Annotated in this window: 23 protein-coding genes; 7 read left to right on the top strand and 16 right to left on the bottom strand. The window is 59.9% G+C overall.

The genetic code is table 11. From position 1 onward, the window contains the following. Positions 1–112 precede the first annotated feature (112 nt). The 9 genes from ACK83U_RS18010 to ACK83U_RS17970 all read right to left on the bottom strand — a co-directional run bounded on the left by ACK83U_RS18010 (position 113) and on the right by ACK83U_RS17970 (position 9,090). Positions 113–1,090: a type II secretion system F family protein gene (locus ACK83U_RS18010; protein WP_112610802.1), complete on the bottom strand. Its 978-nt coding sequence runs from the start codon at positions 1,088–1,090 to the stop codon at positions 113–115. Between the two features lie 22 nt (positions 1,091–1,112). After that, positions 1,113–2,120, bottom strand: coding sequence for a type II secretion system F family protein (locus ACK83U_RS18005; RefSeq protein WP_112338431.1), 1,008 nt, complete (start codon positions 2,118–2,120; stop codon positions 1,113–1,115). Positions 2,121–2,128: 8 nt separating this feature from the next. Beyond that, on the bottom strand, positions 2,129–3,607 hold the full coding sequence (locus tag ACK83U_RS18000; RefSeq protein WP_112338432.1) for a CpaF family protein: 1,479 nt from the start codon (positions 3,605–3,607) through the stop codon (positions 2,129–2,131). Between the two features lie 76 nt (positions 3,608–3,683). Further along, positions 3,684–4,955 (bottom strand): AAA family ATPase, encoded by a 1,272-nt coding sequence (locus ACK83U_RS17995; RefSeq protein ID WP_112610800.1) that lies wholly within the window; start codon positions 4,953–4,955, stop codon positions 3,684–3,686. 37 nt (positions 4,956–4,992) lie between these two features. Continuing rightward, positions 4,993–5,781, bottom strand: a complete 789-nt coding sequence (locus ACK83U_RS17990) for a CpaD family pilus assembly protein (RefSeq protein ID WP_412474691.1) — start codon at positions 5,779–5,781, stop codon at positions 4,993–4,995. Between the two features lie 13 nt (positions 5,782–5,794). Further along, complete coding sequence (locus ACK83U_RS17985) at positions 5,795–7,294, bottom strand: type II and III secretion system protein family protein (protein WP_112610798.1); 1,500 nt, start codon at positions 7,292–7,294, stop codon at positions 5,795–5,797. Positions 7,295–7,308: 14 nt separating this feature from the next. After that, positions 7,309–8,124, bottom strand: coding sequence for a Flp pilus assembly protein CpaB (gene cpaB / locus ACK83U_RS17980; RefSeq protein WP_112610852.1), 816 nt, complete (start codon positions 8,122–8,124; stop codon positions 7,309–7,311). Between the two features lie 159 nt (positions 8,125–8,283). After that, a complete protein-coding gene (locus tag ACK83U_RS17975; protein ID WP_112610796.1) occupies positions 8,284–8,796 on the bottom strand; it encodes a prepilin peptidase in 513 nt (170 codons plus the stop codon). Positions 8,797–8,892: 96 nt separating this feature from the next. Continuing rightward, entirely contained in the window at positions 8,893–9,090 is a 198-nt protein-coding gene (locus tag ACK83U_RS17970) for a Flp family type IVb pilin (RefSeq protein ID WP_112610794.1), read from the bottom strand. Positions 9,091–9,493: 403 nt separating this feature from the next. Between ACK83U_RS17970 and ACK83U_RS17965 the strand changes: the two genes are divergently transcribed. From ACK83U_RS17965 to ACK83U_RS17935, 7 genes are all read left to right on the top strand, one after another. Continuing rightward, positions 9,494–9,919: a pilus assembly protein N-terminal domain-containing protein gene (locus tag ACK83U_RS17965; RefSeq protein ID WP_112610792.1), complete on the top strand. Its 426-nt coding sequence runs from the start codon at positions 9,494–9,496 to the stop codon at positions 9,917–9,919. Between the two features lie 153 nt (positions 9,920–10,072). Further along, positions 10,073–10,693 carry a TadE/TadG family type IV pilus assembly protein gene (locus ACK83U_RS17960; protein WP_112610790.1) on the top strand — a complete coding sequence of 207 codons (621 nt, stop codon included), beginning with the start codon at positions 10,073–10,075 and terminating at the stop codon, positions 10,691–10,693. Positions 10,694–10,707: 14 nt separating this feature from the next. Beyond that, entirely contained in the window at positions 10,708–11,280 is a 573-nt protein-coding gene (locus ACK83U_RS17955) for a TadE/TadG family type IV pilus assembly protein (protein ID WP_112610850.1), read from the top strand. 133 nt (positions 11,281–11,413) lie between these two features. Beyond that, on the top strand, positions 11,414–12,634 hold the full coding sequence (locus ACK83U_RS17950) for a phosphopentomutase (RefSeq protein ID WP_112610788.1): 1,221 nt from the start codon (positions 11,414–11,416) through the stop codon (positions 12,632–12,634). Next, entirely contained in the window at positions 12,631–13,599 is a 969-nt protein-coding gene (locus ACK83U_RS17945; protein WP_112610786.1) for an adenosine deaminase, read from the top strand. Before ACK83U_RS17950 ends, ACK83U_RS17945 begins: the two co-directional genes overlap by 4 nt. A 121-nt stretch (positions 13,600–13,720) precedes the next feature. Continuing rightward, entirely contained in the window at positions 13,721–14,350 is a 630-nt protein-coding gene (gene upp / locus ACK83U_RS17940; protein ID WP_015338410.1) for a uracil phosphoribosyltransferase, read from the top strand. A 126-nt stretch (positions 14,351–14,476) separates the two neighbouring features. Continuing rightward, complete coding sequence (locus ACK83U_RS17935) at positions 14,477–15,001, top strand: TIGR02281 family clan AA aspartic protease (RefSeq protein WP_112610784.1); 525 nt, start codon at positions 14,477–14,479, stop codon at positions 14,999–15,001. A gap of 49 nt (positions 15,002–15,050) precedes the next feature. On the opposite strand, the gene deoA is transcribed toward ACK83U_RS17935, so the two are convergent. Genes deoA through ACK83U_RS17900 form a run of 7 tightly spaced genes read right to left on the bottom strand, consistent with a single transcriptional unit; the run spans position 15,051 to position 21,935 of the window. Then, complete coding sequence (gene deoA, locus ACK83U_RS17930; protein ID WP_112610782.1) at positions 15,051–16,358, bottom strand: thymidine phosphorylase; 1,308 nt, start codon at positions 16,356–16,358, stop codon at positions 15,051–15,053. Positions 16,359–16,361: 3 nt separating this feature from the next. Beyond that, on the bottom strand, positions 16,362–17,135 hold the full coding sequence (gene deoC, locus ACK83U_RS17925; RefSeq protein WP_112610780.1) for a deoxyribose-phosphate aldolase: 774 nt from the start codon (positions 17,133–17,135) through the stop codon (positions 16,362–16,364). Further along, a complete protein-coding gene (locus tag ACK83U_RS17920) occupies positions 17,132–17,938 on the bottom strand; it encodes a purine-nucleoside phosphorylase (RefSeq protein ID WP_112610778.1) in 807 nt (268 codons plus the stop codon). Before ACK83U_RS17920 ends, deoC begins: the two co-directional genes overlap by 4 nt. Beyond that, entirely contained in the window at positions 17,935–18,327 is a 393-nt protein-coding gene (locus tag ACK83U_RS17915; protein ID WP_112412774.1) for a cytidine deaminase, read from the bottom strand. Before ACK83U_RS17915 ends, ACK83U_RS17920 begins: the two co-directional genes overlap by 4 nt. A gap of 3 nt (positions 18,328–18,330) precedes the next feature. Then, on the bottom strand, positions 18,331–19,302 hold the full coding sequence (locus ACK83U_RS17910; protein ID WP_112414860.1) for an ABC transporter permease: 972 nt from the start codon (positions 19,300–19,302) through the stop codon (positions 18,331–18,333). Between the two features lie 10 nt (positions 19,303–19,312). Then, positions 19,313–20,416: an ABC transporter permease gene (locus tag ACK83U_RS17905; RefSeq protein WP_112610776.1), complete on the bottom strand. Its 1,104-nt coding sequence runs from the start codon at positions 20,414–20,416 to the stop codon at positions 19,313–19,315. A gap of 7 nt (positions 20,417–20,423) precedes the next feature. Beyond that, a complete protein-coding gene (locus ACK83U_RS17900; RefSeq protein WP_112399443.1) occupies positions 20,424–21,935 on the bottom strand; it encodes an ABC transporter ATP-binding protein in 1,512 nt (503 codons plus the stop codon). Positions 21,936–22,012 lie beyond the last annotated feature (77 nt).

Genomic DNA, 22,012 nt, shown 5'->3' with positions numbered 1-22,012 from the left:
CTCCAAGGACGCTCGGTACGAACGACTTGCGCTTGCCGCAACACACGCCAGACGCACTCGACGACATTACATACAACTAACCATGTCTCCGCGTGGCGGGCAAGCAGGCAATTTAGAACTTGTCCATGGCTTGGATGATCGCCGGGCCGAGAATGACAGCCATCAGGACCGGCAGGAAGAAGATGATCATCGGCACGGTCAGCTTCGGCGGCAGCGCGGCGGCTTTCTTTTCCGCCTCGTTCATGCGTTCGTCGCGGCCCTCCTGCGCCATGACGCGCAGCGCCTGCGAGAGCGGCGTACCATAGCGTTCTGCCTGGATGAGCGCTTGCGTCACCGATTTGACGAGATCGATCTGCGTGCGGGCGGCGAGATTGTCAAAGGCGGTACGGCGATCCTGCAGGAAGGAAAGCTCGGCCGTGGTCAGCACCATTTCCTCGGCAAGCGCCGGGGATTGCTCCGCCATTTCCTCGGACACGCGATGCATGCCTGCCTCGATTGAAATGCCCGACTCCACGCAGATCAGCATCAGGTCGAGAGCATCGGGCCAGGCGCGCTTGATCGATTTCTGGCGCTTGCTCACCAGATTGGAGATGTAAATGTTCGGCGTATAGAAGCCCAGATAGGCGAAAGCGATGACCCCGAGCAGGCGGATCGGCAGGGGCTTTGCGGCGAACCAGCCGAGAACGAAGACGACGACGATCGCAACCGCGAGAAACAGGAACGGCAGCAGGAATCGCGCCACCAGGAACATGTTGAGCGCATTTTCCGATCGCAGGCCGGCGGCCCGCAAGCGATTGACGGTATTGGCGTCGACCAGCGCGTTGCGCAGGTTGAACCGCTCGACGATCTGCCTGACGTTTCGATTGTTGTGGCTGCGCAGCGATGTCTTGCCGCCTTCCGCACTCAGCCGTGCCCGCTCGCGCGCACGGATCTGTTCACGCTCCGTCGATACGGCCTTCATGCGCTTGCTGAGATCGCCGCGTTCCAAAAGCGGTATCGCAATCGTGTAGAAAGTCGCGAAGACGGCAATGGCGACCACGACGGCAAGAAGAGTGCCGGGATCGGTTAAACGGGCAGCGAGATCGGTCATGGGCTACGCGGCTCCTTCCCGCTCAGATCTCGAAATTGACCATGTTGCGCATGATGAAGATGCCGATCGACATCCAGATGCCGGCTCCGAGCAAGATCAGATGGCCGCGCGGATCGGCGAATAGGATCATCATGTATTGCGGCGAGGTCAGATAGACCAGCAGCATCACCACGAAGGGCAGAGTGCCAATGATGACGGCGGATGCCTTGGCTTCCATCGACAATGCCTTGACCTTCGCCTTCATCTTCTTGCGCTCGCGCAGCACCTTCGAGAGATTGCCGAGAGCTTCCGACAGGTTACCGCCCGCCTGGGCCTGGATTGCGATAACGATCGCGAAGAAATTTACCTCCTGCAGGGGCATATGGTTCGAGATGCGCGCGCAGGCATCCGCCATGCTGAAACCGACTTGTTGCGCTTCGACCACCCGGCGGAACTCGGTCTTGACGGGCTCCCGTGCCTCGCCGGCCACCAGCCGAACCGCATCATTGAGCGGCAGGCCCGAGCGAAGGGAACGCGTGATGACATCGAGTGCGTTCGGAAACTCTTCCAGAAATTTGCTTTGCCGGCGCTTGATGAGAAAGCGGACGACCCAGCGCGGCAGACCGAAAGCAGCCGCAAAGAATATGCCCAGAATGGCCAGCGGCGGGGCGCCGACAATGAAAAGAACCAATGTGACGAAAAGGCCGAACAGCACGCTGAAGATGTAGAAGCGCGCCGGCGTCAACGACAGACCGGCCTGGGCGAGGCGCGCTTTCAGCGACTGTCTCTTTTTCGTGTTTTCGGACTGGCGCCGTTCCAGATCCTTCAGAGAATCCTGCACGGATTTGCGCCGCTTCGACATTTCCTGGACGCGGTCACGCGCTGCCTTGACCTTGACGCGATCGGTTTCGGCCTGCTTGACGCGATTGACACGGCCTTCCGCCTTCTTCTGGGTCTCGATCCGAGAATAGAGAACGCTATAGCAGACCGCCCCGGCGGAAACCGCCGCCAGCAGCACAATCAACAGCACTATTGGATCGATACCAAACATCGTAAATCCTATTGCGCCTTCTGTTCCATTTCATCCAAGGCGGCCGCCAGGCGCCGCTCCTCGTTGTAGTAGCGGGCACGATCCCAGAAATGCGGCTTGCCGATACCGGTGGAAACGTGCCGACCGATGATCCGGCCGTTCGCATCCTCGCCCTCGATCTCGTAGCGCATCAAGTCCTGTGTAATGATCACATCGCCTTCCATGCCGATCACCTCGGTGATCTGGGTAATGCGGCGCGAACCGTCACGCAGGCGGGCGGCCTGGATGACGACGTCGACGGAGCTGGAAATGATCTCGCGCACGGTCTTGGCCGGCAGGCTGAAACCACCCATCGCGATCATCGATTCCATACGGCTCAAGCACTCGCGCGGCGTATTGGCGTGGATGGTCCCCATGGAACCATCGTGGCCCGTGTTCATCGCCTGCAGCAGGTCGAAGACCTCGGGTCCGCGCACTTCGCCGACGATGATGCGTTCGGGGCGCATACGCAGGCAGTTCTTGACGAGATCGCGCATGGTGATCTCGCCCTCGCCTTCGATGTTCGGCGGACGGGTTTCGAGGCGCACCACATGCGGCTGCTGCAGCTGCAGTTCGGCAGTGTCTTCGCAGGTAATGACGCGTTCGTCGCGGTCGATGTAGTTGGTCAGGCAGTTCAGAAGCGTCGTCTTGCCCGAACCGGTACCGCCTGAGATGACGACATTGCAGCGCACACGGCCGATGATCTGCAAAAGTGTCGCGCCTTCGGGCGTGATGGCGCCGAAACGGACGAGCTGATCGAGGGTGAGCTTATCCTTCTTGAACTTACGAATGGTCAGCGCGGGACCGTCGATCGCGAGCGGCGGTGCGATGACGTTGACGCGCGAACCGTCGGGCAGGCGCGCATCGCAGATGGGGCTGGATTCATCGACGCGGCGGCCGACCTGGCTGACGATGCGCTGGCAAATGGAAAGAAGCTGCGAATTGTCGCGGAAGCGGATTTCGGATTCGACGGTCTTGCCGCCGACTTCAATGAAGGTCTGGCCGGCACCGTTGACCATGATATCGGCGATGTCGTCGCGGGCGAGCAGCGGCTCCAGCGGACCGTAGCCAAGCACATCGTTGCAGATATCCTCGAGCAGTTCCTCCTGCTCGGAGATCGACATCGCGAAATTCTTGATGGTGATGATATCGTTGACGATGTCGCGGATTTCCTCGCGCGCGGCCTCGTTGCCAAGCTTGGAAAGCTGCGAAAGGTCGATCGTGTCGATCAGCGCGGAGAAGACCTGCGATTTCGTATCGTAATATTCTTCGGTGCGCGCCACGCGACGGCGGCTGGGCGTCTGCATCGAGGGAGGCACGACCTGCTGACGCGGCTGCGTGGAATCATGGGACGGCTCTATCAGCACGGCCGGTGCCGTCGGACCATTGCCAGCGGCTGGCACGCGCGCCGGCGGCGGAGACATCGCGCCGCTCTTTGCAGGACCTTCATTTCCGCGCTTGCCAAACATCTTCTGATCCAATTCTAATGCTGCTGCACGGCCTCCATGAAAATCGGCCTTCGGAAGCCCGTGCGAAATCAAACGATCATTTTCGCTTCAGAAGGCCCAGCAAACCGCCTTTTTTGGCCTTCTTCAAAGCGACACGTCCGGTAACGATGTGCGATATCTGCGAGAAAGTCTCCGCGGTCGGCGACTTCGGATCGGTTTCGGCGATCATCTGCCCGCTGTTGGCGGCATTGCCGAACAGGTTGATGTCGAAGGGAATGATGGCGATCGGATCCGTCTCAAGCGGTGCGCAGAACTCCGAAGGGTTGATCTCCGGACGCTTCGGCATGCCGACCTGATTGAGAATGAGGTGCGGCGCCTTGTCGTTGGGCCGCAGCTTGCGCAGAGCGTCGATCAGATTTTTGGCGTTGCGCAGATTGGCGAGATCGGGCGCGGCGCAAATGACGACCTCGTCTACCGCGCCAAGTACCGAGCGTGTCCATTCCGTCCAGACATGCGGCACATCGAGAACCGTGACCGGCGCACTGCGCTGGAGGACGTCCAGCACCGGCAGGAAAGCCTGCCCTTCGAAATCATAGGCGCGATCCAGCATCGAGGGGGCCGCCAGCAGCGAGAGATGCTGGGAACATTTGGTCAGCAACCGGTCGAGGAAGACCTCGTCAAGCCGCTCAGGGGCATAGACGGCTTCCGCGATACCCTGCGCGGGATCCTGGTCGAAATCGATATTGGCGGTGCCGTAGGGCAGATCGAGATCGGCAAGAATGGTTTCGGTGGAGAAAAGGCTGGAAATTCCAAAGGCGCAATTATGGGCGATGGTCGATGCGCCTACCCCGCCCTTGGCGCCGATAAAAGCGATACTGCGCCCGAGCGGCTCGGCATCGGGATCGATAAAGATCGCCGCCACCGCAGTTAAGAGATCGACCATGTCGGTCGGCTGGACGATATATTCGGAGATGCCGTTGCGGATGAGTTCGCGATAAAGGCCGATATCGTTGTGATAGCCGACGACGATGACTTTGGTGCTCGGATCGCAGACGGCGGCGAGCGGTTCGAGTTCCGCCAACAGGCCGCGTGGACCGGCGCGCGTCTCCAGGATGATCAGATTAGGGGTCGGCGCCGAGGCGAACATGTTCGCTGCAGCTGCGACACCACCGCTGGTGATGCGGAGGCTAACCTTGGACATGCGCCGATCGTTGGCACACTGGTCCATCACCTGCTGCAGCTGCTCGCTTTCACAGAAGGCATGTATGGAAATACGCGGCAGCGGCCGCAGATTGTCGAGATTGGCCGAGCGCGAAACCTCCTCCGCTTCCGGGGCAGTCGAGCCGATATCATATTCGATGGCGTTCATGATTTCATCCTGTTCCGCCGGCGCGTAACTCTCATGTTCATTGGCCCGAGCCGCCGGAACCACTGAAGCCGCCAACCGTGGCGGTACTCGTCGGGACCGAGCCATTGCGATAATTGTCGATCACCTTGCTGCGCTGATCGGTATCGATCGGCGACACGGCGCGCGGCGAGATCAGATCCGTCGGATTGGCGACTTGCGCCGCCAGATTATGCTGTGTCGCGCAGCCGAAATTGTAGTAGTTCTGGTTGTCGAAAGCGTTGTCCGAAAGATCGTCCGGCCATTGACCGCATGTGTTGGTGAGCGCCGTCGTCGCTGTGAAGCGCAGGCGAATCGGAGCCGCATCGCCTGGGTCGCCAGCCCCATAGTAGCTGTCGACGATGCGGGCCGACGGAATGCCGTTCGCAACCAGCTCCCTGCGGATCTGCTGACGCAACGCAGATGCCGCCAAAGAATTCATCGATCCCCTGGGGGCAAGGATTTCGACCGTACCGCTCGCACGAGTGCGGTAATCCTGGATAAACCCGCGGATGGTATCGCGCATTCCCGTCGTCAGGCGACGGTCGCTGGCGGCAACCGGGATATCGAGATTGTGTTCTTTCTCCGTCAACACGATCGGATGACGTTGCCGATAATCGTCATTGATCGCGCTGGTGGTCATGCGATCACGTGAATCAGCGCAGCTGCTGATAGTTGCAGCCGTCACGATCAGGGCCGGCACCATCAGAGCCAGCCTGAGGGAACGGGACCGGCCGGTGCGAGGCGCTTTGTGCTCCAGGCTGGCCATTTTGGGATCTTTCATTGATCCGGTTGAAAAGGCGCGCGTCATGATCGGTCTCTCCTCACTTGTAGATGAAGCCGACAGTGCCGTGGAAATCGGCATCGGCGACCGGCGGCCCGTCCTTGCGGCCGTAGATCTTGTTGACACGATTCATGAAGACGCCGCTGATATCGTTGCTCGGCGAGAAGTTATCGTCAGGGCGGGCAAGCTGGCTACGGGCGACCGGCCGCACCAGATAAGGCGTCGCGATGATGACCAGCTCGGTTTCATCGCGCTGAAAGCTCTTTTGACGGAAGAGAGCGCCGAGAATCGGAATCTTCGAGGCGCCCGGCGTGCCGTTGGTGGTCTGCTGAATGGTATCGCTCAAGAGACCGGCCAAAGCGATCGAGCCGCCCGACGGCAACTCCACCGAAGTATCGGCGGCGCGCTGGTTGTAGGTTGCCGTGCCGGCGTTGGCCGTGCCAACCGGATTGGAGACCTGGGTCTGCACATGCAGAGCGATTCGTCCGGCAGACAGCACGACAGGCGTGAAGGCCAAACTGATACCGTAGGTGAAGGGCGTGACCGTGACGGTCCCGTCCTTGTTCGTGACGGCGTATAGGGTCTGACCGCCCGAATTGAAGGTCGCGGCCTGGCCGGAGATCGCCGTCAACGTCGGCTCGGCCAGCGTACGGACGGCCCCAGCCTGCTCGAGAGCATTGAGATAGGTGCTGATATCGTATTTGCCGATGGCGGTCTTGAACAAGCTGGCCAGGCCGCCGCCGCCGGCCGCCGCAGTCCCATCCGCGCCAGGACTGCCGAGCTGGGCAACCGTCAAGCCGGAAGAATTCCTGACGAGATTGTCGAAGCCGATCTGCTTCAGCACGCTGCGCTTGATTTCGGCGACGGTCACCTTGAGCGTCACTTGATCTTCGCCTTCGATCTGCAGCATGTTGACGATCTGCGAGGTCTGCCGTGTTTCCGCGAAAATGGCGACCGCATTGTTGTCGCCGCTGCCCGAGGCAGTCTGGTTTCGAGTGGTCGCTTCGCCGCCTTTGAGGAAGGCCTGCGCAAGCTGCTCGGCCCGCGTCGCATCCTGGGGCGTGCGCACCGTACCGGTCATGACGATGTTGTCGGAAACGATCTCGACGTTGATGTCGGAGTCCGGAATGAAGCGCTTGAGATTGGCCTGAAGTCCGGCAATGTCGCGCTCGATCTGGAGATCGAGGCTGACGATCTCCTTGCCGTCGGCGCCAAAGATGAAGATATTGGTCTGACCGACCGTCTTGCCGAAAAGATAGATGCGGCGCGAGGTTCGCGTCACTGCATCGGCCATTTTGGGATCGGAGACGAGGATGTCGTGGGCATCGGCTGGCAGATCGACGACAAGCGCCTTGTTGAGGCCCAGCTTCAATGTGCGCTTCGTGCCCAGGCCGGCTATCGTCACGATGCTGTCGGAACCGCCCGCGAAGGCCGCAGGCGTGCGCAGAAAGGCCGGTCCCAGAGGCAGCCCGGCAAAGGCGATCGAGAAGGAGAGGCTTACACCAAAGGAGAGGCTGGCTTTGTTGCTTATCTTGAACATGGTCTCGCCCCTTCTCACTGCGGCTTCGGCCCGGTCGGGCCGTCGGTCACGATTGCTCCGGATTTGATGACCTGGATCATGCTGCCGCCATTGTCGCCGGCCAGAAGATAATCGGCGGCCGTCGTATCGGGCTGCTGCGCGTCGGCAACGGAGCGCAATGCCAGCGTCAGGCGATCGGCCATCTGATGCGCGACCGCCAGGACCTTCGTCTGGTCCGGCGTTAGCTCCAGCGTCGCGGTTGCGCCGACGACGGCCTTGCTTCCGTCCTGCTTTTCCTCGATCTGCTGATCGACTGCCAGAACGCGCACGTTGCTGAGCACGGTTTCCGTGACGAGCTGCTGCTGCGACCCCTTGCGCACCATGATGACATCGACACGGTCATTCGGAAGGATAAAACCGCCTGCGCCGGTGGCGACGGAAATCTCCGTGGCGACGGCCCGCTTGCCCGCCGGCAGCAAGGACGAAAGGATGCGGCTGTTGGAATCGGCAATCTTCTCCTCGCGGATGGGCTCGCCCTCGAAGATCGGCAGGCGAACGACAGCGCCAGTCAGATCTTTCAGCGCATCGGGCCGTTCGCGTTCGGTGACAAGGCCTTTGACGAGGCCGCTTTCGGGCCAAGGCATCCAATGGATCGATTGTTCGTTCAGACGTGTGCCGACAGGCAGATTGGCGCCGGCAACGAGGACGTTGACCGTCGCCTCCTTCTCCACGACCGCCGCGATCTGCTGGGGAACGATATCGCGCGAACCCGCCAGGCGCATCGCGAGCAGACCGGCCATCCCGGCTGCTACGGCTGCCACTGCGAGTATCATTATGCGAGCGGGTTTCATGGTCATTCCTTGAGGAACAGGATTCTTCGCCCTGCAGAATGACCGGCAATTGGTGTAATTATGGTTAATGGGTGGTTACATTTATTGTTATTTAACCATAATTACTTGGTGTATATTAGAATATATATATATGTGCGAGTTAGATTTTTACTCGCCACCTCAAGCCAAGGCGCGCGTCGCCGCAATCAAGACCGGTGAAGATGGAAAGGCGAGAATGCCGCCAATCGCGATGGCGATGCCGTAAGGGATTTTCTTGGCGATCACCAAAGAGTTCGGCAGCGGGAGACCAATGGCCAAAATCGTGTTTGCCTGCGAGCGCAGCAACATGATCAAAATTGTGACTGCACCGCCGATAAAGGCTACGTAGATCAAGAACTCCAAGAGCGACGCATCAAGGCCGAACCAAAGCGCAGCAGCAGCCAGGAGCTTTGCGTCACCGCCGCCCATAACGTTCAGAGCAAATAATGTGAAACAGGCAAAGAATACAGCACCAGCGCCAGCCATATGCATGCCGATTTCCGCAAAGGACAGTCCGACAGTGGGCGCCAACACAAAGAACGATATCGCGAGCGCCAGCGACAAGCGATTTGGGATGGTCATCGTCAGCAGATCAGAGATTGCCGCAGCCGACATGCAGAGCGGGAAGATCAGCAATGTTGCCGTTTCAAGCATTGAAGATAAACTGCCCCACAGCAAAGGTATGAAGGTTGAAAACCGCGCATTGATATGAGCGGTTTTCGCACGTAATCGCTTACTCGAAGTGGCGAATTACTTTCCGGCGTTGTTGGCCGCGGTAGCAGCGGTGCCCATCTGGGTCGCGATATTTGCGAAGGTGCTATTCAGCTTGCCGCCGAGGGTGGTTGCACCGGTAATGATAGCAACCGAGATCAGGGCGGCGATCAGGCCATATTCAATTGCGGTCGCGCCGGATTCATCCTTCAGGAAACGCGAAAAAATCTTGGACATAAGTTTAACTCCACTTTGTTGACAGCACGTCCGCCAACTGTTGCCGTTGATCGGATGAACTGCACGGTAGCTGCGCGCCGTTTCCATCGCTTTAAAGAATTAGGTTAATACGCAGTAAATACAAAAGCGAAAATAGAATAGTTAATGCAAGTTTTATGTTCTTCTTTCCGTTTTAAAGAAGTTTTTCAGCCAAATGGAAATTATTAGATGTGTGAATATTAGCGCGATATGCGATTCGTCTCGAAACAATACAGGATTTTCGCAATGATAGGATGATATGACGCGCGAATGACACATCCGAGCCATAATCGAACGATGCCTGGTCAGCTTAATCGTTCATTCACCATTCTTTCCCATTCTATCCGAAAATTCTTTTCACTATCGCTTTCCAAGAGGCCAAGCCATGCCAATCGGCGGCAGAACAGCATTCCTTGCCTGCATTGTTGCCGCGGCCGGCATGATGCCGCAGCTTTCCCACGCTGCCGGAGAGAGCTTGCTGCGCGTCTATATGGATCACGCGCGCGTGTTGAAGCTGGACCGCCCCGTCAGCAAGGTCATCGTCGGCAATTCGCAGGTCGCCGATGCAACGGTCGCCGATCCGAAAACCATCGTACTGACAGGCCGAAGCTTCGGCACGACAAATATCATCCTGCTCGATACCGACGGCAATGCGATCGTAGACGAGCAGATCCTGGTATCGATCGATGAAGGCAATACGGTCCGCGTTTTCCGCCAGACGGATCGCGCCGTGCTGTCATGCACGCCGAATTGCGAACAGCACGCCCAGCAAAACAATACGGCGACACCGACCGCGGCCGCAGGGCCATAATAACATTCGATAACGCAAATATTCTAAAGTACTTTCAAATAATTATATTGCGATCGATAATCCCAGTTTCCTCTAAATATGAATAGAGAAGAGAAACGGATTATCAAGAAAGCAACTCTAGTGTTCTCCGCGCTTAAACATCGCGGATGACCTATGACGCCAGACAACGCGCTTCTCGTCAATACAAGCCCTGCACGGCAGCATGCCCGGGGTAAATTGCGCGAATTCGTGCGCTCTCGCGATGGGACGGCAGCGATCGAATTCGCTCTGCTTGCGATTCCCTATTTTCTGATCATCTTCGCCATTATCGAAACCTTTGTCGCCTTTACTGCGGAACAAGTCGTTTCGAACGCCGTCGATACTCTATCGCGTCAGATCAGAACCGGTCAGATTACCGCGGCCAATACCAGCTCGCAGCAATTCCGGCAGGCATTCTGCAATCAGATTTCCGTGCTCATTACGTGCTCATCTTCCGAACTACAGACGCCGACAAACCTCTACCTTGATGTGCAAAGCTATTCGAGCTTCGCATCCATGCCGACAACGATTCCCCGCAAATCCTCGACCGATCCCTATTCCGATCTCAGCACCACAGGTTTCGCCTTCACACCGGGCGGGGCCAAGTCGCTGAACATGGTGCGCGCCTACTATCGCTGGGGGATCATAACGGACCTGCTGCGCCCCTATCTGACCAACGTGCACCCGACTGACGGTTCGGCCTCGGTCTATCTCATCGTCGCAACGGCGGCCTTTCAGAACGAGAATTATCCGTGAGCAGGGCCGCAAGCATGACCGCGAAAGAAAATGCGCCCTCGGGCATGTTGCGGCGATTCGCCCGCGACGAGCGCGGCGTGGGCGCCATCGAATTCGCCATTCTTTTTCCCGTATTGCTGATGCTCTATCTCGGTGCCTTCGAGCTTACCGTCGGCCTCAGCGCCTCGAAACGAGCCAGCCGTTCGGCCGGTTCGATCGCGGACATCGTCTCGCAGCAATCGTCGATCACAAAGTCCGTGCTTGCGACAATGCCCTCGGTAGCCGGCGCCATCTTCGCACCCTATGGCACCACCGGCCTGACGCTGAAGATCACCGGCATCACCATCGACGCTTCAGGCAAGTCGACAGTCGCATGGTCCTGGGCGCAGGATGGAAGCAGGCCATATACGGTTGGCTCAACGGTCACTTTGCCGGCCAACATGAACCAGGCAAGCACATTCCTCGTCCGCAGCGAACTTGCCCTCCCCTATCAGCTCCTCAGCTTTGGTGCCAATTTCCTGCCAAGCGGTACAAACCAGATCACCATCAGCCGGCAATATTACTATCGCCAGCGTGTCGGAACTTCGATCAGCTGCAGCGATTGCTGAGAACGCCGCCGCAGAGAGGCGCCTGGCGGGGCTTCCAAACGGAAAATTGCCAAGTCGATGCCTCCGTTATATGGATGACGTCCAATGACCCGGAAGACCTCCCCGGGGTGACGGTATTGTTATCGGGTGATCTATGGCGCGCGCCTTTCTCTTCGTTCTGGATTCTTTCGGCGTGGGTGGTGGCCCCGATGCGGCAAGCTACGGGGATGAAGGCGCCGACACGCTTGGCCATATCGCGGAATTCTGCGCTGCGGGGGCGGCCGATCGGACAGGCCTGCGCCGAGGCCCGTTGACATTGCCGATCCTGTCGGGCCTCGGCCTGCTGGAGATCGCCAAGGCGGCAACGGGCAACTATCCCGCCGGCATGCCTTTGCCGGAAAAACTCTATGGTCTCTATGGCTGCGCCAATGAGGTCTCCCACGGCAAGGACACACCTTCGGGCCATTGGGAGATCGCCGGTACGCCCGTCATGTTCGACTGGGGGTACTTTCCGGCCGAGGGCGATGCCTTTCCGCCGGAGCTGGTGAAGGCCATCTGCGAAGCCGCCGATCTGCCGGGGATTCTCGGCAATTGCCATGCCTCCGGCACGGATATCATCGCAAAGCTCGGCGAAGAGCACATCCGCAGCGGCAAGCCGATCTGCTATACCTCGTCCGACTCCGTCTTCCAGATTGCAGCGCACGAACAGCATTTCGGCCTAGATCGGCTGATCGGCCTCTGCAAGATCGTACGCACGCTGCTCGATCCCTACAATATCGGGCGCGTCATCGCCCGCCCCTTCATCGGCGAGACGGTGGCGACATTCGAGCGAACCGGCAATCGCCGCGACTTTTCCGTTCTGCCGCCCGAGCCGACACTGCTCGACCGTCTGGTCAAGGCCGAACGCACGGTGCACGCCGTCGGCAAGATCGGCGATATCTTTGCCCATCAGGGCGTCTCCAGGGTCATCAAGGCCAATGGCAACATGGCGCTGATGGATGCGACGCTGAAGGCCATGGACGAAGCAGCGGACGGCGATCTTGTCTTCACCAATTTCGTCGATTTCGACATGATCTATGGCCATCGCCGCGACGTGCCAGGCTATGCCGCAGCGCTCGAAGCCTTCGACGCGCGTCTGCCTGAGGTGCATAAGAAGCTGAAGGCGGGCGATCTCGTCATCCTGACCGCCGATCATGGCTGCGACCCGACTTGGCGCGGCACCGATCATACACGCGAGCGCGTGCCCGTCATGGCTTACGGACCGGGCATTCGTTCCCGATCCATCGGCGTCCGCCAGACCTATGCGGATATCGGCGAGACGGTTGCGAAACATTTGGGAATTGCGGCAGGACCGAACGGGAGGAGCTTCCTTTGACATCGCATTTGAAGAAGGTGGAGCTGCACTGCCATCTGGAGGGCGCGGCTCCACCGGCGTTGACCCTCGCACAAGCGGAGAAATACGGAGTAGATACCAGCGTCTTCCTCAAGGACGGCGTTTACCTCTGGAAGGATTTTGCCGAATTCCTCGTCTGCTACGACAAGGTTTCCGAGGTCTACCGCACCGAGGAAGACTATGCGCTGCTGACAGAAACCTATCTGGAAGAGCTTGCCGGCATCGGCACGATCTATAGCGAACTCATCGTCTCGCCCGACCATGGCGACCGCATCGGCCTCGGCGCCGACGCCTATATGGAAGGCGTCTCCGCCGGCATCCGTGCCGCCAAGGCCAAGACCGGTATCGAAGCACGGCTGATAGTCACCGGCGAACGGCACTTCGGCCCGGAGCGCGTGGTGAAGGCGGCGGAATATGCCGCCAAGAGCGACAATCCGCTGATAACAGGCTTCAACATGGCCGGCGAGGAGCGCATGGGCCGCGTCGCCGATTACGCCCGCGCCTTTGACATCGTCCGCGAAGCCGGCCTCGGCATCACCATCCATGCCGGCGAGGTCTGCGGCGCATTTAGCGTCGCCGACGCGGTGGATCTGGTGCGCCCGCAGCGTATCGGCCATGGCGTGCGCGCCATTGAGGATATGGATCTCGTCAGACGTCTTGCCGATCTCGGCACCGTTCTGGAAGTCTGCCCCGGTTCCAACGTCGCGCTAAAGGTTTTTCCGGATTTCCAGTCGCATCCGCTGCGCAAGCTGCGCGACGCCGGCGTGAAGGTGACGATAAGTTCCGATGATCCGCCCTTCTTCCACACCTCGCTCGAGCGGGAATACGAGCTTGCGTCGTCAGCCTTCGGCTTCAGCGACGACGAGATCAATGCGATGACGCGCACGGCGATCGAAGCGGCCTTCGTGGACGAGACAACGCGGGCGGCGTTGCTATCAGAGCTCTGAAGGCACGGTCTAGGCCCCATATTGGGGATGAAATCTCGAAAACCGGCCTATTTCCTTGCACCAGAGGCAATTTCCGTGGAAGAACCATCTTATATCGCGGAATTACTGGAAGGCTGAAACCATGGACGGCGTCACTGTCATCGATCACCCGCTTGTGCAACACAAGCTCACAATCATGCGCAAGAAAGACACGTCGACGGGAAGCTTCCGCCGGCTGCTGCGCGAGATTTCGACGCTGCTCTGTTACGAAGTGACGCGCGACCTCGAACTGACCATCGAAACCATCGAGACGCCGCTGCAGCCAATGGATGCGCCGATCCTCGAGGGCAAGAAGCTGGTCTTCGCCTCGATCCTGCGCGCCGGCAACGGCCTGCTTGAAGGCATGCTCGATCTCGTGCCCTCGGCCCGCGTCTCGCATATCGGCGTCTACCGCGATCATGAAACGCTGCAACCGGTCGAATATTACTTCAAGGCGCCCGAGGATATTTCCGAGCGCCTGATCATCGTCGTCGATCCGATGCTCGCGACCGGCAATTCCTCGATTGCCGCCATCGAAAAGCTGAAGGAGCGCGGTGCGCACAATATCCGCTTCCTCTGCCTGCTGGCGGCTCCCGAAGGCATCGCCAATTTCCGCAAGGCGCATCCGGACGTTCCGGTGTTCACGGCCGCCATCGACAGCCACCTGAACGAAAAGGGCTATATCGTCCCCGGCCTCGGCGATGCCGGCGACCGCATGTACGGCACCAAGTAAATCCGCTCTAATACTTTTCAGGAAGCCCGGCAGTTATTCGACTGCCGGGCTTTTTATTGATTGCTTTAGCATCCTTTCAGCACTCTCGGCTTATAAATGGCATGGCCCGCAGGAGGGGCCTTGCCGATGCTCGTTCGTGTTCTTGCCTTTGCCGGTGTCATCGCCGTTGCGGCGACCCAGGTGCCGATGCTGGTGAGCAGCTATGGCGAACATGCCGCGAAACCGGCGCCGGTCGAAGCGGTTTCGCTTGCCCCACCGAAGGCGGAAGCTCCCGTTTCCTATGGCAGCGTTCAGCTGCGCGCCAATGCGGGCGGCCACTATGAAGGCGATTTCACCATCAATGGCCGCTCTGTGCACGGGATGATCGATACCGGCGCGACCTATGTGGCAATGAACGAAAGCACCGCGCGCAGCCTCGGCTTCAGCGGCGTCGATCTCGACTATCGCTACTCAGTCCAAACGGCAAACGGCACGTCAAGGGTCGCCCACATCAAACTCGACCGCCTGGAGATCGGCACGATCCGGGTCCGCGATATCGAGGCCGTGGTGGCAAAGGATAACGCATTGAGCACAACGCTGATCGGCATGAGCTTCATGACGAAGCTGAATTCCTATGGTGTTCAGAACGGCACATTGCTTCTGAAGCAATAGGATAGAAGGCCTTCCGGAGACTGCGAAGTGGCCGACTGGCGCCTTCAGATCAAATCCGTCTGAGAATGACAGGCGACAAAGCGGGCGCCGTATCCTTGATGCGATAGTTAGCCGACAAAGCGACCGCGGCCTTTTGCGCGCTTGCCTCGTCGGCGGCGTGCACGGTGGCGATACGATCGCCCCTGCTCACCTTCGTTCCGAGTGGCAGAATGTCTGTGAAGCCGACGCGATGATCGATCTTGTCCTGCGGGCGGCGACGGCCGCCGCCGAGATCGATGACGCTCATGCCTATCTCCCGCGCATCACAGGCGCCAAGCCAGCCATCGGCGGCGGCGAGAACGGGCTTCTGCACCGGCGCACTCGCCAGATAGCGATCCGGGTGTTCCAGCAGATCGGTGGGGCCGCCAAGGGCGTGCACCATACGGCCGAAGATCTCTGCCGCCTTGCCTGAGGTCAGAGCCTCGCGCGCTCTTCTCTCCGCATCGGCAGCACTTGCGGCAATGCCGGCCTGAACGAGCATTTCAGCTGCGAAGGCCAGCACGACGGTCTCGAGCCGCGTGCCTGCCTTGTTGCCCTTCAGGAAATCGAGACAGTTGCGAAGTTCGACCACGTTGCCAGCCGCATCGGCCAGGGGCTGGTTCATGTCGGTAATGAGGGCCGAAGTCTTGACCCCGCCGCCATTGGCCACCTCCACCAGCGAGCGCGCCAACGTCTCGGCTTCTTCCTGCGAGGTCATGAAGGCGCCGCTGCCGATCTTGACGTCGAGCACCAGCGTTTCCAGCCCCGCCGCCAGTTTCTTCGACAGAATGGAGGCGGTGATCAACGGTACGGAATCGACGGTCGCGGTGACATCGCGCACGGCATAGAGCTTGCCATCGGCGGGCGCCAGCGCGCCGGTCTGGCCGATGATGGCGCAGCCAACCTCATCGACCACCTTGCGGAAACGGGCGGCATCCGGGGTGATCCCGTAACCGGGAATGGATTCCAACTTGTCCAGCGTGCCGCCGGTGTGGCCGAGACCGCGACCCGAAATCATCGGCACGGCGAGGCCGCAGGCGGCGGCAATGGGGGCGAGCATCAGCGAAACGTTATCGCCGACGCCGCCAGTCGAATGCTTGTCGGCAATCGGCCTGCCGATGCCTTGCCAGGAGAGGGTATCGCCGGAGCGGGCCATGGCGAGCGTCAGCGCCACCGTTTCCTCCCGCGTCATGCCGCGAAACCAGACGGCCATGGCGAAGGCGCCGATTTGGCTTTCCGCCAGTTCGCCACGCCCTAATGCGCCGATAAACGCATCGATATCGGCGGCCGAGAGGGTGGCGCCGTTACGCTTCTGCCGGATGATCTCCTGCGGGATCATGGATCAATAGCCTGAAGACGCCGTCTTGGACTCACCGCCGGCCAGCACGTTCAGGATATCGTCGAGCAGGCTCGATGCACCGAAACGGAAGGTCGAAGGCATAGCCCAATCAGGTGTCATGATGGTCTCGGCAAGGCTGAGATACAGGGCCGCGTCGGAGACAGAGCCGATGCCGCCCGCCGGCTTGAAGCCGACGTTGCGACCGCTAGCACGGATGGCGCGCAGCATGATGTCAGCGGCTTCGAGCGTCGCGTTGACGGCCACCTTGCCGGTGGAAGTCTTGATGAAATCAGAGCCGGCATCGATCGCGAGTTCTGACGCGCGCCGGATGAGAGCGGTATCCTTGATTTCGCCGGTTTCGAGGATGGTCTTCAAAAGCACCGGGCCTTTGCATTCGGCCTTTACCGTGGCAACCATATCGGTGACGGCCTGCTCACTGCCCGCCAGAAAGGCGCGATAGGGAATGACCAGATCGATCTCGTCGGCGCCATCGGCAATGGCTTCGCGCGCTTCGGCAGCAACATCGGCCACCTCCATATCGCCGGCCGGGAAATTCACCACGGTCGCGATCTTTATGGCATGATCGACACCGAGAATGCCGCGCGCCTGTGCGACGAAACGCGGCCAGATGCAGATGGCGGCCGTATTGCCATAGGGCGATTGCGCACGGGCGCACAGCGCCTCGATCTGAGCCGGGGTGCAGTCATCCTTGAGATTGGTGAGATCGAGAAGGGAAAGCGCAACGGCTGCCGTTTCTCTCAGCGAATGGCCGGTCATTGTGGATCTCCTTCGTCCGCGATCATTTCTTTCAGGATAGCGGCAAGCCGCGCGCCGCCGACCGGAGCCATGTCCTTCGTCTCCTCATGCGAGAGCTCGCCGCCGGTCATGCCAGCACCATAGTTAGTGATGACGGAGGCAGCGGCAACCCTCAAACCGAAAAGACGCGCCAGGATGACTTCCGGCACCGTCGACATGCCGACGGCATCGGCACCGAGGATGCGCGCCATGCGGATCTCGGCCGGCGTTTCGAAGCTCGGGCCGGAAAACCACATATAGACGCCATGTGACAGCTTGATCTCGGCCTTTTCCGCCGCCTTGCGCATGCGCATGATGAGGTCGAGGTCGTAGGCGCTGGTCATGCCGACGAAGCGTCTGTCGCTCTCCTCGCCGATCAGCGGGTTCATGCCGGAATAGTTGATGTGATCGGTTATCTGCATCACCGAGCCCGGTGGCATTTCTTCGCGCAGCGATCCGGCCGAGTTCGTCAGGATGAGCGTGTCGACGCCGAGTGCCTTCAAGGTCTCGATCGGCCCGCGCATGGCATTGGCGTCACCCTTTTCGTAGTAATGCACCCGGCCGGAAAGCATGATGACGGGGACATCGCCGAGCTTGCCTGCGACCAGCGTGCCGGCATGGCCGGAGACGGCGCTGACCGGGAAGCCGGGCAGATCGGCATAGGGAATGCGCAGCGCGTCTTTGACCTCATCCACGAGAGAGCCGAGGCCGGAACCCAGGACGATGCCATAGCGCGGCTTCAACTCGCCGAGCTTCTCGGTGAGGATATCGACGGCCGCGCTCATCCGAGCACCTCCGTTTCGAAGCTGAAGGGCAACATTTCGTCCATGGTCATGGTCTTCTTCACGCCGGTTTCGTCGCAAAGATAGATGCGCGTCTCCTTGCTGGCAAATTCGGCGATCTTCTGCCGGCAGCCGCCGCAAGGCGGGCAGAGCGGCAGCTTCTCGGCGATGACGGCAATCTCGACGATCTTCTTGGCACCGCCCATTATCATCTGGCCGATTGCCGTCGGTTCGGCGCACCAGCCCTGCGGGAAGGACAGGTTCTCGATATTGGCGCCGGTATAGATCTTGCCGTCCTCCGCACGGATCGCCGCGCCAACGGGAAACTTCGAATAGGGAGCATGCGCGAACGCCATCGCGCTGCGCGCAGCCTCGAACAGATCATGCGACATAGACTAGCGCTCCTTGGTATAGGGCACGCCACCGGCCTTCGGAGGCTTGGCGACACCGATAAAGCCTGCAAGCAGGATGCAGGTGAGGATATAGGGCAGCGCCTGGAAAATCTGTACCGGCACCTCGCCGATGCCCGGAACCGCCTTGCCCTGCATAAAATTGGCGAAGGCATCAAGGAAGCCGAACAGAAGGCAGGTGAACATGACCGGCACCGGCTTCCATTTTGCGAAGATCAGTGCGGCAAGCGCGATATAGCCCTTGCCCGCCGACATGTTGTTGATGAAGGCAGCCGATTGGGCGATGGCGAGGTAGGTGCCGGAGAAGCCGCAGAGAATGCCGGCTGCTATTAGCGAGCGATAACGCAGCCATTCGACCGAGATGCCGGCGGTATCGACGGCGCCGGGATTTTCGCCGACGGCACGCAGCCGCAGACCGAAACGGGTGCGATAAAGAATCCACCAGGAAATCGGCACCGTCAGGAAGGCCAGATAAGTCAGGATATTGTTGCCGGAGATGACATTCGCATAGAGCGGCCCGATGAACGGAACGTCGCGAAGGGCATCAGCGCCCGGCAGGGTGATGCCGGAAAAACGTGCAGTGGCAGGCAAAGTGGGCGTACGGCCACCCTGACCGAACCAGGCTTGACCGAGAACGATGGTCAGGCCAGCCATCAGGAAGTTGATCGCGACGCCCGAGACGATCTGATTGCCGCGATTGGTGATCGATGCGAAACCGTGCAGCAGGCCGACGACGACAGAGACGACAATGCCCGCGCCAAGGCCGGCCCAGGGTGAGCCGCTGATCGAGGCGACGCAGGCGGCAGCAAAAGCCGAGGCCAGCATCTTGCCTTCAAGGCCGATATCGAAGATGCCGGCGCGCTCGGAAAACAGGCCCGCCAGCGCCGTGAAGATCAACGGAATCGACAGGCGGATCGTCGAACCAAGTATGCTGATGAGAAGATCATAATAGTCCATCGTCCGATCCTCACGTCCTGGCGAATGTCTGGTAGATGCGCACAAGCGCAGGTCGGAACATATATTCGAGAGCACCGGCAAACAGGATGACGAGACCCTGGATCACCACGATCATGTCGCGCGTGATGTTCGGCATGTCGAAGGAGAGCGCGTCGCCGCCCTGATAGAGAATGCCGAACAGGATCGCCGCCACGATGATGCCAAGCGGATGATTGCGGCCCATCAGCGACACGGCGATGCCGACGAAGCCCGCACCGAGCACGAACTCGACCTGCAGGCGCGCGGATGCGCCCATGACGGGATTGAGCGCCATCATGCCGGCAAGGCCGCCGGAAAGCAGCATGGCGATAACGACCGTGCGGGCATAGGGAATGCCAGCATAGACCGCAGCGGTCGGGCTGAGGCCCAGCGTGCGCATTTCATAGCCGAGCTTGGTGCGCCAGACGAGCACCCATACCAGGAAGCACATAACCAGCGCGATCAGGAATGAGACGTTGAGCGGCGCCGCACCGATGGTCGAGCCGAACAGATCCATCAACCAGCCGAGCTTCGGCAGCTGACCGCCCTCCAGAAAGGTGCGGGTTTCAGGGGCCATCTTGCCCGGAACGATCAGTATATGCACCAGCAGGAAGTTCATCATCGCCGATGCGATGAAATTGAACATGATCGTGGTGATGACGACGTGGCTGCCCCGCTTGGCTTGCAGCCAGGCAGGAATGAAGGCCCAAAGCGCCCCGAAGATCGCCGCGCCGATGACGGCAAAGGGCATCGTCACATACCAGGGCACATAATGGTCGAGGGTCAGCGCCACCAGGGCGCAGCCAAGACCGCCGACATAGGCCTGGCCTTCCGACCCGATATTGAAAAGGCCGGCATGGATGGCGACGGCGACCGACAGGCCGGTGAAGATAAAGCTCGTCGCATAATACAGCGTGAAGCCGATGCCTTCGCCGCTGCCAAGCGCGCCCTGCAGCAGCAGGATAAGGGCATCGAGCGGGCTCTCGCCGATGAACCAGACGACGAGGCCGGAGATCAGGAAGGCAACAATGAGATTGAGAAGGGGGATCAGACCGTAGGTGATCCAATTGGGGAGCGGAACGGAAGCCGTGCTCATATACGCCTCACGCGGCAATGCCGGCCATCATCAGGCCGAGTGTTTGTTCACCGGCCTCAGCCGACTTCTCACCGACGATATGGCCGGCGAACATGACGAGGATACGGTCCGAAAGCGCACGGATCTCATCCAGCTCCACCGAAACCAGCAGGATGGCCTTACCGGCGTCGCGCATCTCGATGATGCGGCGATGGATGAATTCGATGGCGCCGATATCGACACCGCGCGTCGGCTGGCCGATCAGCAGAGCCTTCGGATCGCGCTCGATCTCACGGGCTACGACGATCTTCTGCTGGTTGCCGCCGGAAAAATTGGCTGTTTTCAGCCGCGCGTTTGGCGGGCGGATATCGTATTTCTCGATCTTCTCGATGGCATCCTTGCGCATGGCATCGAGATCGAGCATGCCGCCGCGCCCGTATTTGCGGTCGCGGTGATAGCCGAGCATTGAATTCTCATACTCCTCGAACTTTAGGACGAGGCCCATGTGATGGCGATCTTCTGGAATATGGGCAAGGCCAAGGTCGCGAAGTGCTGCGGGATCGGCATTGCCGATCGGCTTGCCATGCAGAAGGATCTCGCCCGAGGCCGGCTTGCGGATACCGGCGATGGCCTCCAGCAATTCCGATTGGCCGTTTCCGGCAACGCCGGCAATACCGACGATCTCGCCCGCGCGAACGTCGAAGGAGACGTTGTCGACCATGGTGACGCCGCGACCGTCCTTGACGGTGAGATTGCGCACCGAGAGCAGAATCTCGCCCGGATTGGGTTCACCCTTCTCCACCCGCAGCAGCACGCGGCGGCCGACCATCAGTTCGGCCAGCTCCTCGACGGTGGTTTCCGCCGTCTTGCGCGTGGCCACCATCTCGCCGCGGCGCATGACCGACACCGTATCGGTGATCGCCATGATCTCGCGCAGCTTATGGGTGATGAGGATGATCGTCTTGCCCTGATCGCGAAGGACGCGAAGGATGCGGAAGAGATTGTCCGCTTCCGCCGGCGTCAAGACGCCGGTGGGTTCGTCGAGAATGAGGATCTCGGCGCCGCGATACATCGCCTTCAGGATCTCGACGCGTTGCTGCTGACCGACGGGGAGCTCTTCGATCAACGCATCCGGATCGACTTCCAGGCCATAATCCTTTTCCAGCCGGTTGAGCTCGGCGCGTGCGGCCGCTACCCCCTTTGCGAGAAGCGCGCCGCCTTCGGCGCCCAGCATGACGTTTTCAAGGACGGTAAAATTGTCGACCAGCATGAAATGCTGGTGCACCATCCCGATACCGGATGCGATTGCCGTCTGGCTGTCGCGGATGGCGATGGGATTGCCGTTGATGCGGATTTCGCCGCTGTCCGCCTGATAGAATCCGTAGATGATCGACATGAGGGTCGATTTCCCGGCACCGTTTTCGCCGATGATCCCGTGGATCGAGCCCTTGGCGACGGTCAGGTTGATATCTTTATTGGCGTGGACAGCACCGAACTTCTTGTCGATGCCCACGAGCTCGATGGCAGAGATTTGGCTCACTATAGGGGCTCCAGAAACCGGTTTCCGGATAAGAAAAGGGCGTATGACGTTTTTGTCCCGTCATACGCCCTTATTTC

It is taken from the genome of Rhizobium sp. WW22, assembly GCF_047041135.1.
In the GTDB taxonomy this organism is placed as follows: domain Bacteria; phylum Pseudomonadota; class Alphaproteobacteria; order Rhizobiales; family Rhizobiaceae; genus Rhizobium.
Note: the sequence above shows the minus strand (reverse complement) of the source record. Positions and strands in the feature narration are given on the sequence as shown.

What these genes read in the sequence shown, in the direction of transcription:
- ACK83U_RS18010 (WP_112610802.1), bottom strand. Translation starts at nt 1,090, where the DNA reads ATGACCGATCTCGCTGCCCGTTTAACCGATCCCGGCACTCTTCTTGCC.
- ACK83U_RS17990 (WP_412474691.1), bottom strand. Translation starts at nt 5,781, where the DNA reads ATGACGCGCGCCTTTTCAACCGGATCAATGAAAGATCCCAAAATGGCC.
- deoC (WP_112610780.1), bottom strand. Translation starts at nt 17,135, where the DNA reads ATGACCGGCCATTCGCTGAGAGAAACGGCAGCCGTTGCGCTTTCCCTT.
- deoA (WP_112610782.1), bottom strand. Translation starts at nt 16,358, where the DNA reads ATGATCCCGCAGGAGATCATCCGGCAGAAGCGTAACGGCGCCACCCTC.
- ACK83U_RS17995 (WP_112610800.1), bottom strand. Translation starts at nt 4,955, where the DNA reads ATGAACGCCATCGAATATGATATCGGCTCGACTGCCCCGGAAGCGGAG.
- ACK83U_RS17920 (WP_112610778.1), bottom strand. Translation starts at nt 17,938, where the DNA reads ATGAGCGCGGCCGTCGATATCCTCACCGAGAAGCTCGGCGAGTTGAAG.
- ACK83U_RS17970 (WP_112610794.1), bottom strand. Translation starts at nt 9,090, where the DNA reads ATGTCCAAGATTTTTTCGCGTTTCCTGAAGGATGAATCCGGCGCGACC.
- ACK83U_RS18005 (WP_112338431.1), bottom strand. Translation starts at nt 2,120, where the DNA reads ATGTTTGGTATCGATCCAATAGTGCTGTTGATTGTGCTGCTGGCGGCG.
- cpaB (WP_112610852.1), bottom strand. Translation starts at nt 8,124, where the DNA reads ATGAAACCCGCTCGCATAATGATACTCGCAGTGGCAGCCGTAGCAGCC.
- ACK83U_RS17910 (WP_112414860.1), bottom strand. Translation starts at nt 19,302, where the DNA reads ATGGACTATTATGATCTTCTCATCAGCATACTTGGTTCGACGATCCGC.
- ACK83U_RS17975 (WP_112610796.1), bottom strand. Translation starts at nt 8,796, where the DNA reads ATGCTTGAAACGGCAACATTGCTGATCTTCCCGCTCTGCATGTCGGCT.
- ACK83U_RS17915 (WP_112412774.1), bottom strand. Translation starts at nt 18,327, where the DNA reads ATGTCGCATGATCTGTTCGAGGCTGCGCGCAGCGCGATGGCGTTCGCG.
- ACK83U_RS17905 (WP_112610776.1), bottom strand. Translation starts at nt 20,416, where the DNA reads ATGAGCACGGCTTCCGTTCCGCTCCCCAATTGGATCACCTACGGTCTG.
- ACK83U_RS17985 (WP_112610798.1), bottom strand. Translation starts at nt 7,294, where the DNA reads ATGTTCAAGATAAGCAACAAAGCCAGCCTCTCCTTTGGTGTAAGCCTC.
- ACK83U_RS17955 (WP_112610850.1), top strand. Translation starts at nt 10,708, where the DNA reads ATGACCGCGAAAGAAAATGCGCCCTCGGGCATGTTGCGGCGATTCGCC.
- ACK83U_RS17960 (WP_112610790.1), top strand. Translation starts at nt 10,073, where the DNA reads ATGACGCCAGACAACGCGCTTCTCGTCAATACAAGCCCTGCACGGCAG.
- ACK83U_RS17965 (WP_112610792.1), top strand. Translation starts at nt 9,494, where the DNA reads ATGCCAATCGGCGGCAGAACAGCATTCCTTGCCTGCATTGTTGCCGCG.
- ACK83U_RS18000 (WP_112338432.1), bottom strand. Translation starts at nt 3,607, where the DNA reads ATGTTTGGCAAGCGCGGAAATGAAGGTCCTGCAAAGAGCGGCGCGATG.
- upp (WP_015338410.1), top strand. Translation starts at nt 13,721, where the DNA reads ATGGACGGCGTCACTGTCATCGATCACCCGCTTGTGCAACACAAGCTC.
- ACK83U_RS17935 (WP_112610784.1), top strand. Translation starts at nt 14,477, where the DNA reads ATGCTCGTTCGTGTTCTTGCCTTTGCCGGTGTCATCGCCGTTGCGGCG.
- ACK83U_RS17950 (WP_112610788.1), top strand. Translation starts at nt 11,414, where the DNA reads ATGGCGCGCGCCTTTCTCTTCGTTCTGGATTCTTTCGGCGTGGGTGGT.